General features: G+C 38.5%; 12 protein-coding genes. 10 read left to right on the top strand and 2 right to left on the bottom strand.

The annotated features are described in order from the left end of the window. Positions 1–5 precede the first annotated feature (5 nt). Entirely contained in the window at positions 6–1766 is a 1761-nt protein-coding gene (locus EHLA_RS15650) for a diguanylate cyclase domain-containing protein (protein ID WP_096241470.1), read from the bottom strand. Positions 1767–1996: 230 nt separating this feature from the next. Here EHLA_RS15650 and EHLA_RS15645 point away from each other — a divergent pair, with 230 nt between their 5' ends. From EHLA_RS15645 to EHLA_RS16750, 5 genes are all read left to right on the top strand, one after another. After that, positions 1997–2302, top strand: coding sequence for a winged helix-turn-helix transcriptional regulator (locus tag EHLA_RS15645; protein ID WP_096241469.1), 306 nt, complete (start codon positions 1997–1999; stop codon positions 2300–2302). 35 nt (positions 2303–2337) lie between these two features. Continuing rightward, on the top strand, positions 2338–2511 hold the full coding sequence (locus EHLA_RS16480; RefSeq protein WP_205677385.1) for a hypothetical protein: 174 nt from the start codon (positions 2338–2340) through the stop codon (positions 2509–2511). Positions 2512–2736: 225 nt separating this feature from the next. Beyond that, complete coding sequence (locus tag EHLA_RS15635; RefSeq protein ID WP_096241468.1) at positions 2737–3186, top strand: YaiI/YqxD family protein; 450 nt, start codon at positions 2737–2739, stop codon at positions 3184–3186. Between the two features lie 84 nt (positions 3187–3270). Beyond that, the gene (locus EHLA_RS15630) at positions 3271–3831 is read left to right on the top strand and encodes a hypothetical protein (RefSeq protein ID WP_096241467.1); all 561 of its coding nucleotides are present in this window, start codon (positions 3271–3273) and stop codon (positions 3829–3831) included. Positions 3832–3875: 44 nt separating this feature from the next. Continuing rightward, positions 3876–4160 (top strand): hypothetical protein, encoded by a 285-nt coding sequence (locus EHLA_RS16750; RefSeq protein ID WP_242970750.1) that lies wholly within the window; start codon positions 3876–3878, stop codon positions 4158–4160. 188 nt (positions 4161–4348) lie between these two features. On the opposite strand, the gene EHLA_RS15620 is transcribed toward EHLA_RS16750, so the two are convergent. Continuing rightward, on the bottom strand, positions 4349–5065 hold the full coding sequence (locus tag EHLA_RS15620) for a 4Fe-4S binding protein (RefSeq protein ID WP_096241466.1): 717 nt from the start codon (positions 5063–5065) through the stop codon (positions 4349–4351). A gap of 673 nt (positions 5066–5738) precedes the next feature. Between EHLA_RS15620 and EHLA_RS15615 the strand changes: the two genes are divergently transcribed. The 5 genes from EHLA_RS15615 (at position 5739) to EHLA_RS15595 (ending at position 16576) form a co-directional block, all read left to right on the top strand. Beyond that, complete coding sequence (locus EHLA_RS15615; RefSeq protein WP_096241465.1) at positions 5739–8675, top strand: transporter substrate-binding domain-containing protein; 2937 nt, start codon at positions 5739–5741, stop codon at positions 8673–8675. Between the two features lie 38 nt (positions 8676–8713). After that, entirely contained in the window at positions 8714–9565 is an 852-nt protein-coding gene (locus EHLA_RS15610; protein WP_096241464.1) for a substrate-binding periplasmic protein, read from the top strand. A gap of 63 nt (positions 9566–9628) precedes the next feature. Next, positions 9629–12517: a response regulator gene (locus EHLA_RS15605; RefSeq protein ID WP_242970749.1), complete on the top strand. Its 2889-nt coding sequence runs from the start codon at positions 9629–9631 to the stop codon at positions 12515–12517. Between the two features lie 17 nt (positions 12518–12534). Further along, the gene (locus EHLA_RS15600) at positions 12535–14307 is read left to right on the top strand and encodes an ABC transporter substrate-binding protein (RefSeq protein ID WP_096241463.1); all 1773 of its coding nucleotides are present in this window, start codon (positions 12535–12537) and stop codon (positions 14305–14307) included. A gap of 13 nt (positions 14308–14320) precedes the next feature. After that, the gene (locus tag EHLA_RS15595) at positions 14321–16576 is read left to right on the top strand and encodes an ATP-binding protein (RefSeq protein WP_096241462.1); all 2256 of its coding nucleotides are present in this window, start codon (positions 14321–14323) and stop codon (positions 16574–16576) included. The last annotated feature ends 21 nt before the right edge of the window (positions 16577–16597 follow it).

Below are 16597 nucleotides of genomic sequence, written 5' to 3'. Positions count from 1 at the left end.
TTTTATTATTTTGCGAATTTATCATTGTAACGAATATGCATATCTTCCCAATCCATGAACAATACATAAAATACTTTCCCGTATTGCGGGCTCTCTACAATTCTTCCATGATCAAGCACAGAAAAATAAGTTCCGTCAGCTTTTCGAAGATGGAAGTGAATATAGTCATTTTCATTACCACTGTCAATCTGTTCCCAGATACTTGATTCTATCTGTTGCTGTTCATCTTCCCGGATCAAGTTGCGAAAACTTTTCTTAGTAAGTCTGAACAGTTCATCTATATCTTTATATCCTGACATATGAAGAAATTCATCATTTGCAAAAAATAGTTCATCATCTTCTTTGTCAGCTCTGTATATGATGAATGCACCTGGAAGATGTTCAGAGATATCCTTGAATGCGAATCCAAGTTGTTTGCGGGCACCTGACCGAAGTCCTTCTCTGTAGACCATACATCCATTTTTTCCATGAAGTTTTATTTCATAAAGAGCGGCATCTGCGCAGCGCATGAGTTGTGAACGATTGGATGCAAATGTTGGATATTCTGCATATCCTAGAGAAATATAAAATGCATGTTCCTTACCATGGTATGAGAATGATTTAGGAAGTTTGGTGAATTTCTGCAGCTGTATAGCTGCTTCTGCAAAGGTACAATTTGGTAAAAGAATGCAGAATTCGTCACCACCATTTCTTCCAAGTAATGCATCGGATGGGAAAAAAGCCTTCATGCTGTCTGCAAGATTTTTTAATGCCCTGTCTCCGTAATTATGTCCATAGATATCATTAATAAACTTGAAATCATCGATATCAAGGAGCGCAGCCACAAAATGTGCTTTTGGATTTTTTTGAATCATTTTTTCTGCAAATTCATCAAATCCATAGCGGTTATAAATATTTGTAAGAGAATCTGTGCGCGCCAGTATCTGAAACTTTTTCTTATGTTCTTTTTCTACTAACCATACTCTGCTAAGAACTGACAGGAGAAGGCTTATTGTAAGAAACATTCCGATGATGATTATCAGTAATGTGGCATTTCTCCATCCACTTTTAGGAGTTACTTCAAATTTCCAGTTTTCATCTCCTATTTTAAAAGTATAAGAAACAGGATGATTTATTTGCCCATCTGATTGATAAACCACTTTATAAGTATCACTCCATGGAGCGTCTGTTTTTGAAATTTTGTATTCGTATCCAAAATTTGAAAGTGCACTGATTGAATCTGAAAAAATATCCGGAACACGCAGGATAACAATAGTAAATCCCCAGAAATACTCATGTCCGTTTTTATCTTTCAGGTATATGGGATTGCGGACTGCAATTCCATATTCTCCCTGTTTTAATTTGAAGGGGCCCTGCGTAATGATTGTATGGTTGTCTCTTGCGTAACAGGAAATTTTTCCGCGGTCTTTATCATGGATCAAATCAATCTTACCTGCCTCATTTCCATTAGCCGGATAAATATCTGTAACAACACCATTAGGAGCGAGCTGTACACTTTCAATAGAATCAGACATAATATTTCCGGCAATTGTTTCAAACTGATGGATTTCGCCATTTTCACTTATTAAGATTTGCTTCAAGGTATCTGTGATCTCAATTCCATTTATAATTTCATTCTTTATTCGTTCGCCATAGTTGGTTACGTTTAATTGTGCTGTTATGTGTCTCTGCTCTTTTTCGTGGGTGTCTGTTTTGTATACAATCAAACTAATAAGGCATATGCCCAGTAAAAAAGTGATAAGAGGCACAAGTGTTTTCTTTTTCACTTGGTTCACCTCATTTTGTCTATGGGAATTATTATAATAAAGCATTATATCACAGAAGTTGAAAAACAGAATAAGTTTTATGAAAAAAACGAACTGTGCAAAATCCTTATACATCTATGACAGAAGAATGTATATCGATAGGGATTTGTGAAATCTATATATTTTAAGAAGGAGCCTTCGCTTATTCGAAAGCTCCTTTTCTGCATACCTTACTTTTACAGCCTTAAGCCATCTCGAAATACTTCGCCCACACGTTGTCGCTGATCTCCGGCAAGCACAAGATGGTCATTCTTTACTGCCTGATGGAGTTTGAAACCGTGCGATTCAATGAGTTGAAACGGTATCTGAAAACCATTTCCGACAAGACTCTCAGCACGAATCTCAAGGAGCTGGAAGCAGACAAACTGATCGTCCGCACCGAGTATCCGCAGATTCCGCCGAAGGTGGAGTACTCCTTGTCTGAGCGTGGAAAGTCGCTGATGAAGGTGCTGGATCAGCTCTGTGTCTGGGGCGAGGAGAATCGACTGACAGAGTAATAACTTCAAGTTTGAAAAATTGAGAAATCGTAAAATTGAAGAAAACAGATCTTAGAGAACAGGATGAAAAGGTTGTTGAAATTGAAATGGAGAGATTAGTGTCATTCAACAATCATCCGTTTAAGGTAATACTCGACAACCGGATGCAGGAGCTTCAGGACAGTATTAAGAAGTATGGAATACTGAATAGGCAAAAAAATATAGCATAAAAGCACATATCGCTACGAGATAAAAAACGGATACAAGCCTTGATTTTACTGGCTTTGCAACCGTTTTTTTACTCTTCAACTGTCAAAGATGGGATATTACTATAGTTGTTTTGAAAATAAAGGAAATCATGATACGATAGGAATATTTGGTTTATCTCGGAGAGAAAAAGAAACTTGGGCATCCATTGTAATCCAAGGAATTAAGCCAGGTATGGAGAAAATAGTATGAGAGTTTTTGTTGATGCAGATGCCTGCCCGGTAGTGGGTATTGTTGAAAAAGTTGCAAAAAAGCACAATGTTCCGGTGACATTGTTGTGTGATACAAACCATGTGTTATCCTCTGACTACAGTGAGGTGATTGTAGTTGGAGCCGGAGCAGATGCAGTGGATTATAAATTGATCAGCATTTGCCATAAAGGGGATATTGTTGTATCGCAAGATTATGGAGTGGCAGCAATGGCACTTGGAAAAGGTGCATATGCAATTCATCAATCTGGGAAATGGTATACCAATGAGAATATTGACCAGATGCTTATGGAACGGCATTTGAACAAGAAAGCACGAAGGGCATCTAGAAAGAATCACTTAAAAGGGCCAAGAAAGCGAACATCAGAGGACGATGAGCGTTTCAGAGAATCTTTTAAGAAAATGATACAGGTTCTTCAGAACGGTTAGTTACGTGTAGAATGATGCCGACCATTGTATCAAGTTTATAGTATCTGGCATAATAAAAAGTTATAATTTGAAAAGGAGAACACAATGAATTTAACTAAACAAGAGTCTATTTTTTGTCAAGCATTAGCTATGACTTCTTTACTTGAAGAATTATCCAACAGAGATTTTTTAAACAGTGACTACTACAATGAAAACATTACTTTTGTTGAAAATAATGACAATTTTAAAAAGATTCTGAAAGCGTCAGGCTTGGGAAATCCAGCTACAATGCAAATGTTTCTCTATATTCTTTTGGTGATGCCAAAAGAAATCCTTTCAGGTCTTGATGATGGAATTATTAATTTATGGGGGGATGATTTAAAAAAAAACCTTCAATTATATAGACTAAGTGTAACCACAACATATCCCGGAGAATCTAGCAGTGAGTTATCTACGATTGACTATTATAGACATATTCGAAATGCGGTTTCACATGCCAAGTGTGTATATGAAACAGAAGATGGGCGTACATATGTCACTTTTAAAGATAAAAATCGAAATCCCCAAAACCAATATCATTGTGAAATTAAAATGCTTACAAGTGATGTGGGAAGCATGCTTGAAGTATTACAAAATCAAATAATGGAATATTTAAACAGACACTGAAGTATCTGATAACTTCAAGTTTGCTTAACTGGATGTAAGATGGAATGGAGAATTACTTTGATGAAAATATTAGTCTGATTGGAACTGGGAAACATGAGTTTTTCACGAATCTACATAAGTTTTTAGAATCATTTAAATTTGATGTAAAACGAAGAGGTAAAATCAGAATCGAAGTACAAAATTTATATCAGGAAGAAGGATGTATTGTTGAGACTGCCAATGCTTTCGCAGAAGATGCACAAAAGGTTCTTTCTGTTGGAATGAATGCTCATGTTGCAAAGCCTGTTGATATGAACATTCTTGTGCCAGCAATGATGAAATATTTATAAAAGAAAAGATTCGTTGACCCAATGCATTACTATAGATGTGGGGCTGTCGCACTAATTTTTAATGCGACAGCCCCCTTTTGTCTACAGTCTTCCCATTTATATTATATAGGGGTGACTTCAAAAAATATTCTCAAATGTTTATTTAACGGTTGCTTTCACTGCTTTTTTCTTTTTACCGCTTGCGAGAGTTACGATAATTTTCCGTCAATACTTATCGTTACAACCTGCCAGGGAATGAATTTTCCACTATTCTGAAGTGCTTTTTTGGCTGCCATCTCAAGACCGCCGCAGCATGGAACTTCCATTCTTACAATCGTTACACTTTGGATATTGTTCTTTTGAATGATCGCAGTCAGTTTCTCACTATAATCTACCTGATCTAATTTAGGACAGCCAATTAATGTTATTTTGTTTCGGATAAAATCCTGATGGAAACTTGCGTAAGCGTAAGCAGTACAATCGGCTGCGATCAGAAGTTTTGCACCGTTAAAATATGGTGCACTGACAGGTGCCAGTTTAATCTGTACCGGCCAGTTCTGAAGTCTTGATACTTGATCTGCGGTTGAAGATAGTTTTTTTGTTTCAGATGTTTCCTTTCGCTGAATCTGCATACTTTTAGATCCAGGACAGCCGACATGTGCAGTCATTGTCTGATTTTTTGCTAATATTTTTTTCTGAGCTTCTTTTACAGCTTTTTCATCGTATTCCGGTGCTTCTCTTTCTTCAAAGGAAATGGCTCCTGTTGGACATTCCGGGAGACAATCGCCTAGTCCGTCACAAAAATGTTCTCTTACCAATTCTGCTTTTCCATTAATGATATCAATAGCACCTTCATGGCAGGCATCTGCACAGGCACCGCAGCCATTACATTTTTCTTTATCAATTCGAATAATCTTTCGTATCATTTTTACCTCCATCAATAATATTTAACTTTTGTTTTTATTAGGATTATAATATTATAAATATATCTTGTATGTTTGATTTCCAACAGAAAGGATGGTTTTTAAAAGATAAAAATGCGGCGTGTGTTTTGATATATAAAAGTCGGTATAGGCAGGCTGGATTCTATAGCCGTAAGCCTTTAATATCTTTAATACGTGATAAAATTATATCAGATGTGAGATGACTCCCACCTCTGTAGGTGGCGAGCAATAAATCAGTATCAGTGAGGGAGTCAATCTCCCATCTGATATAGCCTCCGGCAGGATTGCAGAGATGCGCAGAAGAAGTATGTCATGCATTGCATGACGCGCATCTCGCAGCAAGAATGCCGGGGCATTCTTGAAAAATAAATCAAAAAATATTGATGAAGTCTACCCATCAGAGTTTTTTCATTGTATAATATTTTATCATACGGAGTCACTTTTCTTTGTAATGTTTTGTGGCAAATTCATTATACATCAGAAAGTTCGGTATGATATTTTTTTACAAAAAAGTTGTAAAGTGGTGTTATATAATATACGTAAAGGATAATAAAATGCAGGGATATGGATTAGTTTTTGATCAGGTATTTGGAACATAAACTACATATACATAATAAAACCATGATTGATAAATTAAATTGTGGAAAGGAATAATATGCAGCAAAAAAATTTAAATCAAGTGAATCATATTTTAAAGAGAATCTGCTGTTTCTGTTTGAGCATATTTGTATTATGCCTAACTTTATCGGTTTGTGTTCCTGTAAATGTAGCAGCAACAACAGGTCAATCGGTAGTGGATGATACAACGCAACAGGAAACAAAAAAAGCAGACACGCAGAGGAAGAAGCAGAGGATCATACGTGTCGGTTCATTTGAAGATACTTTTAATTATGTCGATAAAAACGGTGTCAGACGAGGATTTGGTTACGAACTGATGCAGGCGCTCGCAGGCTATGCCGGATGGAAATTCGAGTATGTGAAATGTGACTGGTCCAACTGTTTTGATAAGCTTGAAAATGGTGAGATTGATGTCATGGGCGATATCTCTTACACCGATGAACGTGCACAAAAGATGCTTTTTTCAGAGGAGCCGATGGGCGAGGAAAACTATGTTCTTTATGCGGATCTGTCACATACGGATATTATGACATCTGATTTCAAGTCTCTAGATGGGAAACGTGTAGGTGTACTCATGGGTACAGAATCAGAAATTATGCTGACAGAGTGGGAGAATAAGAATGGCATACATACAGAGCATGTAAATGTGTATAATAATGACGATGTCGAAAAGAAATTAGCGAATCATGAGGTTGATTGTTTTGTGTCTCTAGAGGAATCCATCTGGTCTGAACAGGGAATATCATCTGTTACCAATGTTGGTAAATCAGGTATATATTTTGCAATAAACAAAGAAAGAAGCGATATCAAGACGGAGTTGGACTGGGCTATGAGTCAGTTGGATAAAGACAGTCCTTTTTTTAAGACAGATTTGTATAAGAAGTATTTTACTCTTGATTATATCCAGATTCTTACAGGCAAAGAAAAATCATGGCTGGAAGAACATGGGCCTATAAAGATAGGATTTTTGAATAATGATACGGCGGTATTTTCTATGGACGAAGAGACTGGAAAACTTACCGGTACACTGACGGAGTATATCTCTTACGCAAAAGACTGTTTGGGAAATCAGACGCTGGAATTTAATATACAGTCATATGACGATTATGACGAAATGCTTCGGGCATTACAGGAGCATGAAATTGACATGATTTTTTATGCGAGCAGAAATCCTGACCTTGCAGAAAAAAAAGGTTATGCACTTACAAATACAGCCTGGACCTACAGCCTGATGGCAGTAACTGACGAGAAATATTTTAATGAGAATGAGGTATATACAGTAGCTGTGCCAAAGGAAAAAGAAGCCTTAAAGCAGCATATGGCTTTCAGTTATCCCCAATGGAAGTTTGTAGATTGTGATTCACTTGCTGATGCGGCAGATATGGTCATGAATGAAAAAGCAGACTGTTTTCTCATGGGAACCAGCCAGGCGCTGAAATATGATAACGATCGAGATTTCAAGAGTGTTCCACTTACAAAAACAATGGAAGCATGCTTTGCAGTAAGTGGAGGAGAGGGACATCTTTTGTCGATACTGAATAAAACCTTGAAGGCCATGCCGTCAGATATGCTTACAAGTGCACTTGCTATTTATGACAGTACAGCAGATAAGGTAACATTTTTGGATTTTGTAAAAGACAATATGCTTGCTTTTTTTGTCGCCACAGGATTTTTTGCACTCAGCATAATTGGCATTATCCTCGTACTTTTAAAAAAGGCAAGGAAAGCAGAATCTGTTGCAAAGCTTGCGGCAAATGATACACAAAAGCTCAATAATAAACTGGAAATCGCTCTGAAAAAAGCAGAAGCTGCCAGTCTCGCAAAGACCTGTTTTCTTAATAATATGTCGCATGATATCCGTACTCCTATGAATGCAATTCTGGGCTATGCACAGCTTATGGAGGATGAACTAAAAGAAAAAGAACTGCCTGAAACTTCAGAACATTTGGAAAAACTGCAGCAGTCAGGAAAGCTTCTTTTGTCAATCATAAATAATGTACTTGATATGGCCCGGATTGAGAGTGGAAAAATGGAAATTGATGAGAACTATGGCCGGATTGAAGAAATCCGGCAGACTTTATTTGAAATATTTGATGATGAAGCAAAGAAAAAGAATATTGCACTTCATTATACGATAAATGTAGAGCATGAGCATGTGCTGACAGATACTATCAAAGTAAAAGAAATATTTGTCAATATCCTGAGCAATGCCTTAAAATATACTCCGGCTGGTGGTTCTGTTATGATGAACGTAGCTGAATTACCATGCGATGAGTCTGGGTACATGATCGTGAGGACCAGAGTGAGCGATACCGGAATCGGTATGAGTGCGGATTATCAGACAAGGATCTTCGAGGCATTCACACGTGAGCAGAACACTACAAAGAGTAAAATCGCAGGAAGTGGACTTGGAATGTCAATAGTTAAGAAATATGTTGAACTGCTTGGTGGAACAATAACTGTAGAGAGTGAGCTTGGAAAGGGTAGCACCTTTACAGTTACATTAAAGCATAGGATAGCGGATGCAAACTATTATGTAAAAAAACACGTTGAAAGTTCTGGAACAGGCAGTGAAGTCCTTGAAGGCAGGAATATCCTTTTGGCAGAGGACAATGATCTGAATGCGGAGATTGCAGAAGCAATACTTGAACGTGCTGGTCTTAAGATAGAACGTGTGGAAGATGGTATTCAGTGTGTAAATAGGATAACAAAGATGCCGGCAGGAACATATGATATAATCCTCATGGATATCCAGATGCCCAAAATGGACGGTTATAAAGCAACACAGGCAATCAGGAATTTACCAGATAAGGATAAGGCGAGGATACCTATCATTGCAATGACAGCAAATGCATTTGAAGAAGATAAGAGAGAGGCTATTGCAGCTGGAATGGATGGTCATATAGCAAAGCCGATCCAAGTCGATAAGTTGCTGTCGATGTTAGCGGAAATGATCAGGAAACAAGAAAAGTAGTACATATAGAATAGGTATCTAAAATTAAGGAATAGGATATGAGAAAGAATCGAAGGAATCGAAAGAATAGCTCCCGTACCCGAGGAAACAGAATTTGTATTGCTGCATTTCTTCTGACTTGCAGTCTTATGCTGGGAGGATGTGGAGTAAAGAAAGAGAAAGCGGCTGATAGTGAACTGCCGGAGATTATTATTGGAATGGATTATTTTGAACCTTACAGTTATCAGACAAGTGATGGCAAATATAAAGGTATTGATGTGGAACTTGCTAAGGAAGCATTTCAGAGGCTGGGATATCAGCCAAAGTTTGAGAATATAGTCTGGGAAGATAAGGATGAACTTTTGGCAGATGGAACAGTAGACTGTCTGTGGAGCAGCTATTCCATGAATGGAAGAGAAGACAAATATCAGTGGGCAGGTCCATACCTGTACAGCCGCCAGATGGTAGTTGTAAAAAATGAGAGCGAAATCCAAACACTTTCGGATCTGAAAGGAAAGAGGATTGCAGTGCAGGCAACTACAAAGGCAGAGGATCTTTTTCTTCATAATATTAAGTCAGATCTTCCACAGATGCAGCAGGTGAACTGTTTTTCTACAACGAATGAAATTTATGCGGCACTTAGAAAGAATTATGTAGATGCGATTGCCGGGCATGAGGCAATGCTTGGCAGTCTGGTGAAAGAAGGTAAGGATGCTTACCGAATGTTGGATGAAAGTATTTATAAATCAGAACTTGGAGTGGCTTTTAAAAAAGGAACGCACGAGGAAGTTGCAGCAGATCTTACAGAAACACTTAAAAAATTGCAGAGGGAAGGAATTACAGAAAAAATAGTTACAAAATATGGATTGGATGCGGACGAAATTCTGCTGGAAGGAGAACAAAATGAGTAGACAGATGAGGTCGCAGATGCCTCAGGTACAGAAAAAAAGTTTGATAGAAATGCATGTTTACTGGTGTTTACGCTGATTTTTGTTGGAATCCTAATCTTTTCTCTGCTGACAGCAAGTGATAATAAGAAGCTAAATCGTACACTGAATGAGACATTTGACTTTGTAAAAACGCGGATTGAAAGTTATGAGATTTATGATACGAATGATCAGGTGAAGAGTCTGGTACGTCTTATGGATAAAACAACAGAATTGAGCCGTGTCATAGCGCAGGAAGGGAATTTTAGAGCAGAAATGCTGGATAAGTACGCAAAAGAACAGCGTCTGACAGGAATACTTGTGCTAGATAAGAAGCTGAAGGTGATAGAACAGACTACGAGGGATGGAGATGCGACGCCGTTGTGGCAGAAGCTGATTGAAAGTGATTATGTACGTGATATTGTCGAACATCCGGAAAAAACGTATACGACCCGTCTGAGAAATGAAGGAAAACTCTATGATTTTGCAGCGGTGGCAAGGCAGGATGCGTCAGGTATCTTAATTGCATATGCGCAGAAAGAGGAAGTAAATGAGATAAACGGAGACCTGACGATGGCATCGTTGTTTTCAAATTTTCCTTTTGAAATGAATGGATGTGTTGCAATCTGTGATGAGGATAAGATTGTCAGTACAAATAAACAGAACCTTGTTTCTAGTTCTGTAGAGGGCGCAAAGTCTTTGTATGAAAATGAATTTAAGTCAGGTGGAAATGTAATCGTCCATCTTCGTTCAAAGAATGGAAATTGGTACGGGCGCCAGGAGAAGATAAAAGACTATAATGCATACGTTTTTTTCCCGAAACATCAGGTATACATTACACGCAATACAATATGCGTGATCTATGCTCTGCTTGCACTGCTTATTTTCTTATTTTATCGAGTGCTAAGGAACAGAACAGAAAAGAGAAGTATCCTTCAGGATCAAAAGAGACTTCGCGTGATCAATGCACTTGGTCATGCCTATTCCTCTATTTCTCTTGTAAATTTAAAAACAGAGGAAATAGAAATCGTAAAATCTTCAAAAGATATGAAGCCGGATCAGCAAGGGGACATACTCTCTAAAGCACATCTGGAAGAACTGATACAGCAGGTTATTGCAGAACCATTTCAGGAAGCCTATTGGGAATTTGTTGATATGAGTACGGTGGCAAAGCGTCTGGAAGAACACGAAACGTTGAGTTTTACAGCGCAGACAGTAGATGAAAGATGGCTGACGATAATCATTGTACCGCAGGGATATGATAAAGATGGAAAATTGAATACTGTTCTGGTTGCGAACCGTGATATGACAGAAGAAAAAGAACATGAGATAGAACAGGATAAGAATCTGAGAAATGCACTTGCAGCCGCTGAACATGCGAACCGGGCGAAGACAGCGTTTTTAAATAATATGTCTCATGATATCCGCACGCCGATGAATGCGATTATTGGATTTACTGCACTTGCAACAACACATATTGGCAGTACAGAGCTTGTTTTGGATTATCTGAAAAAAATTCAGACATCCAGTCAACATCTGCTTAGTCTGATCAATGATGTGCTGGATATGAGCAGAATTGAGAGTGGCTCTGTCAGGATTGAATATACAACGGTACATTTGCCAGATATTCTGCATGATTTAAGAACAATCATTCAGGGATCTGTTTATTCTAAGCAGCAGGATCTTTATATTGATACACAGGATGTATTTCATGAAGATATTATTATCGACAAGCTGCGTTTGACGCAGGTACTTCTGAATATTATCAGTAATGCTGTGAAGTTCACACCAGTCGGCGGGATGATTAACATTCGCGTTTTGGAGAAACCGTGCAGAAGAGAGGGATATACAACAGTAATCTTTAGTGTGAAAGATAACGGAATCGGAATGTCACCGGAGTTTTGTAAGCAAGTGTTTGACCCATTTTCAAGAGAACATACTGTTACGGAGAATGGAATCAGAGGAACCGGTCTTGGGATGGCGATTACCAAAAATATCGTGGATATGATGGGAGGTACGATTCGGGTTGAAAGTGAAGTTGGAAAAGGAACAGAGTTTACAGTTATACTTGAATGTGAAACATCAGCAGTAACGGTAAAAAGGGAACCTATTCCGGAACTGAAAGGTGCCAGAGCACTTGTGGTGGACGATGATGCGGAAACATGCATGAGTGTAAGCAAGATGCTGCGTGAGATCGAGATGACAGCAGATTGGACTACTTCCGGAAAAGAGGCAGTACTTCGTGCGAGAGAAGCTTATGAACAGAATCAGGAATTTAAAGTTTATATCATTGACTGGCTGATGCCGGATATGAATGGAATCGAAACTGTCCGAAGAATCCGCATGGTAGTCGGACCGGAGAGTCCGATTATTATTCTGACTGCTTATGACTGGTCAGATGTTGAACAGGAGGCAAGGGAAGCGGGAGTTACTGCGTTCGTATCAAAACCACTGTTTCTTTCCGAATTGCGGGAAGTGCTGATGAGTCCGGAACAAAGAAAACTCATTCAGAATGAGAATCAGAAGATTCAGGCAGCGAGTCAGAGAAGCTATGCAGGGAAGAAAGTTCTTCTTGTAGAGGATAATGAGCTGAATCGTGAGATCGCAACAGCAATCATGGAGGAAATTGGCCTGAATGTGGATGTTGCTGAGGATGGCACGGATGCTGTGAATATCATGTCATCTGAAAGAGGCAGCAACTATGATCTGATCTTCATGGATATTCAGATGCCAAAGATGGATGGATATACAGCGACAAGGGAGATACGTACATTGAATAGTACAAAATGTGCGAATATACCGATTATCGCGATGACGGCAAATGCTTTTGAGGAGGACCGTAAAAAAGCGATCAAAGCAGGTATGAATGGTCATATTGCAAAACCAATCAGTTCAGAGGTAATTCTGGAGAATCTGGATCAGATTTTTGGAAGATAAAATGAGAGGAGAAAAGTATGAAGATCAAAAAGATACGAAGGGTATGTCTCGTTTTGCTCTGTATAGCAGTAACTGGGATTGTGGGATGTGGGAAAAAAGATGTGAATTCAAAGAAACATGAACCTATTACCTTCATGGCCCCTTATATGGATGTTGATAGCTTTATAAAAGAAGTGCATAAAACATATCCAGAGGTTAATATTAAAGTAGTTCCATACAGTGGGGCAAATACAACGGTATACCTAAATACGATCATGGAGGAAAATGATCTGCCGGATATCTGTACACTTACGCTCTATGACCCGGAACAGCAGGACCTCAGTGACAAGATGCTTGATCTTTCAGGATATGCTTTTACGGATAATTATGTAGAGTCTCGTCTCAAAGAGGTATCAGATGACGGGGCAATCTATATGCTTCCGTCTGCATATAACTGTTTCGGTATTACTTATAACAAAACATTGTTAAAGAAATATGGATGGACACTTCCGCAGTCTTTTGGGGAACTTAAACAGCTTGCAAAAGAGGCAGAGAAAGCAGGGGTTCAGTTATGCCTGCCCCAGATTCAGTATCCGGGATATGGTTTTCAGTATTTATGTAATATTGCCGACACAGGATTTTTAAGTTCTCTAGATGGAAGACAGTGGCAGAAGGATTATTTGTCAGGAAAAGCAAATGTCAGTACGACAAAGGGCATGATGGACAGCATGGAATATATCGAGAAATGGAAAGATCTTGGTATGCTCGATGGCAGTAACAGTGATCCAATTGATGATGCAGTAACAAGAGAGGATTTTATCAAGGGAAATACTCTGTTCATGCTTGGCTCACAGAATGGTATTACAGACTCAGATGCTACAACAGATGAATTCGGGCTGATGCCGTATCTTTCAGAAGATGGAAGTAAAAATGTCTACATATTATCGGTGGGTCGTTATTATGGACTGAATAAACAGCTTGAGAACGATTCACAGAAGCTTGAAGATGCGTTAAAGGTGATGGAAGTGTTGTCTACGGTGGAAGGAACATCTTCCCTTTATCCAGAGGAATCACTAAAAGCAAGTCTTCTGCCATTTAAGGATGCAAAAGCAGACGATACCTATTATGGTGATATTGCAGAGGCGATCAATGCAGGAAATACAGCACCGCTTATTTACACAGGATGGGAAAATACACTGGTTACTACAGGAACAAAGATGCTGGAATATATGCAGAACAAAGCAACGATAAAAGATGTAGTAAAGCAGCTTGAAGATGACCAGAAAAGCGTGGTAAATAATAAACCGGAAGTTATTACTACGACAACGGAAGATATTTCACAGAAAAACTGTGCGAAATTGGTAGGCAGATGCTTTGCACAGGCAACGAACAGTGATCTGGCGCTTGTTTCTCTCGGAACATGGATCAGTGGAAATGGATTGGAGCAGAATAATGACGGTGTGAGTGGGAAATTGTATACAAAAGATATTACTGTTGATGATCTCAGTACTATTATTCCTACAGGCTGGTCTCGGACAATCCAGACCGTCAGATTAACAGGAAAACAGATTCAGGATTTATATAAAGAGGGATACGATGCAGTTGGTACAGGAAATAATTACTCTTATATATTAGTAAGTCCGATGAAACTGGAAGAAGATAAGACCTATCAGGTTGCTATTTCCGGAATCAGTGATAAACTAAAATCAGAAACGGAAGTAACAGACAGTGGCATTGTAGGTATAGATGCCGCAAAAGAGTTTTTTGGAAAGTTTAAGACTTTAAGTGAAGCAGACGCTGAATGGAAATGATTGGAGGAGAAGAATGCAGAAGGCAAACGATTACCGAAACTTAATATTGGGCTGTTGTATGACTGGTATAGCGATGCTTTTGGCATTCTTTTTCCTGTATCAAACTTATATTCAGAATATTATCTATGAGGAACGATTGAATCAGATGGAAGAGGTTACTCATCAGATGTTTCAAAATCTGGAGGATGTGATCGATTCCCACTGGAACCGGGTAACGGAAGAATGTAATTATCTGCGAGAAGCAAATGTACAGACGATAGATGAACTCTGTAAATATATGAAAAAGAAGTATGAATTATCAGCATATGAAGAGCAGAAGATTACATTGATGGCAGTGGATTCAGAAGGCGGATATTATACAGAACGTGGAAACAGAGGACTTTTTCGTGATCTCGATTATTTTGAAGATAATCCTAAGCAGATTAGTTTCGTTTTTGATTCTATGACAGATAATCAGTCAGAGATGGTGTTTCTAAAACGTCTGTCAAAACCGATACAGCTTCAAAATAGAAAAAAGAAAACGACGATTCGTTATTTTGGAATTGCTCAGAACATGGAACAGTTAAATCCTTATTTTAACTGCGATGCATATGACAGGAATAATAGTGTATATGTTTTAGATGATAATGGATTTAAACTGTTCAATAGTAATAAAGTGGAACTGATTAAGGGGCATAATGTATTTTCTGTTTTGCAAAAGATGAAATATCTCCATAATTCTTCTTTTGCAAAAACAAAGACGGAACTGGAAGAAAAAGGCTGTAGTTATTCTAATGCAGTACTGGATGGAACAGAATATTTTTATGCACTAAAAAGAATGGAAAATGCCGAATGGACACTGATTTTTCTTGTTCCGGCAGAGTATGTTGCTACGAATACATTAGAACTTGTCAATTTTATCATGCTATTTATCGTTATATTTACGGTTATCGTAGCTGTCTGTGTTATACTGGGAATTTCTTTTGTTATGCGTAGAAATCAGCAGGAAGCAATTCTTGTGGAACGAGAAAATAATATCAAACTGGAAAATGTAAATACAGAACTGCGGAAGGCGAATCTGGCGGCAGAAGAGGCTTTTCAGGTGGCACAGGAAGCGAACAGATCAAAGAGCAGTTTCCTTGCAAATATGTCACATGATATTCGTACACCGATGAATGCGATTATTGGTATTATATCATTGCTAAGACATGATGCGGGTGATAAGGCAAAGGTAATAGAGTATGCAGATAAAATAGATACATCATCACAGCATCTGCTGGGAATCATTAATGATGTTTTGGATATGAGCAAGATTGAGGCAGGAAAAACTATTTTTAAGTACACTGATTTTTCTATTTTGGATTTTATGGAGGAACTTAATACAATATTTCATTCACAGATAGATGAAAAAAATCAGACACTTACGTTTATGAAAGGAAACATCCGGCACGAGTGGGTGAATAGTGATCAGGTTCATCTAATGCAGATTTTCAGTAACCTGCTTTCCAATGCAGTAAAGTATACACAGGAGGGTGGAGCAATCCAGTTTTTAGTAGAAGAATGTGAGACCAATTCTTTTGTCTATGCAAAGTACCGTTTTTTAGTCAGTGATAATGGTATGGGAATGTCGGCTGATTTCAAAGACAAGATTTTTGATGCATTTACCCGCGCGGAAAACTCTCTTACAAATAAGATACAGGGAACCGGTCTTGGCATGGCTATCACCAGAAATCTGGTTGAAGCGATGGGAGGTACCATTGATGTGGAGAGTGAGCCGGGACAGGGAAGCTGTTTTGAAGTGCTTATGGATTTGAAAATCGCAGAAGAAAGGTCTGTTTCACTAGCATCTCAGGTAGAAAAAGAGGAGCCGGATGTCAATATCCTAAAAGGAATGAGGTTCCTTTGTGCTGAGGATAATGAGTTAAATGCAGAAATCCTTATGGAACTGTTAAAGATTGAGGATGCCGAGTGTACGATTTGTGAAAACGGCGAAAAGGTTTTAGAGACATTTGAACAGTCTGCTCCGGGGGATTATGACATGATTTTGATGGATGTGCAGATGCCTGTTATGAACGGCTATGAAGCAACAAAAGCAATCCGCAGAAGTTCACATGAACTGGCAAAGACAATTCCGATCATTGCCATGACCGCCAATGCGTTCTCAGAAGATATACAACATTCTCTGGCAGCCGGTATGACTGCACATATTTCAAAACCAGTGGAGATGAGGGTACTCAAAAAGACGGTAAGAAATATAAAATCTGGGGAGACTGTCCGAAAACTCGGATAATCTAATCTTATGAGAAAAAGA

Source organism: Anaerobutyricum hallii, from assembly GCF_900209925.1.
GTDB lineage: Bacteria > Bacillota > Clostridia > Lachnospirales > Lachnospiraceae > Anaerobutyricum > Anaerobutyricum soehngenii.
Note: the sequence above shows the minus strand (reverse complement) of the source record. Positions and strands in the feature narration are given on the sequence as shown.

Coding starts and splice junctions, on each gene's coding strand:
- EHLA_RS15635 (WP_096241468.1), top strand. CDS start 2,737: ATGAGAGTTTTTGTTGATGCAGATGCCTGCCCGGTAGTGGGTATTGTT.
- EHLA_RS15630 (WP_096241467.1), top strand. CDS start 3,271: ATGAATTTAACTAAACAAGAGTCTATTTTTTGTCAAGCATTAGCTATG.
- EHLA_RS16750 (WP_242970750.1), top strand. CDS start 3,876: ATGGAGAATTACTTTGATGAAAATATTAGTCTGATTGGAACTGGGAAA.
- EHLA_RS15620 (WP_096241466.1), bottom strand. CDS start 5,065: ATGATACGAAAGATTATTCGAATTGATAAAGAAAAATGTAATGGCTGC.
- EHLA_RS15615 (WP_096241465.1), top strand. CDS start 5,739: ATGCAGCAAAAAAATTTAAATCAAGTGAATCATATTTTAAAGAGAATC.
- EHLA_RS15610 (WP_096241464.1), top strand. CDS start 8,714: ATGAGAAAGAATCGAAGGAATCGAAAGAATAGCTCCCGTACCCGAGGA.
- EHLA_RS15600 (WP_096241463.1), top strand. CDS start 12,535: ATGAAGATCAAAAAGATACGAAGGGTATGTCTCGTTTTGCTCTGTATA.
- EHLA_RS15595 (WP_096241462.1), top strand. CDS start 14,321: ATGCAGAAGGCAAACGATTACCGAAACTTAATATTGGGCTGTTGTATG.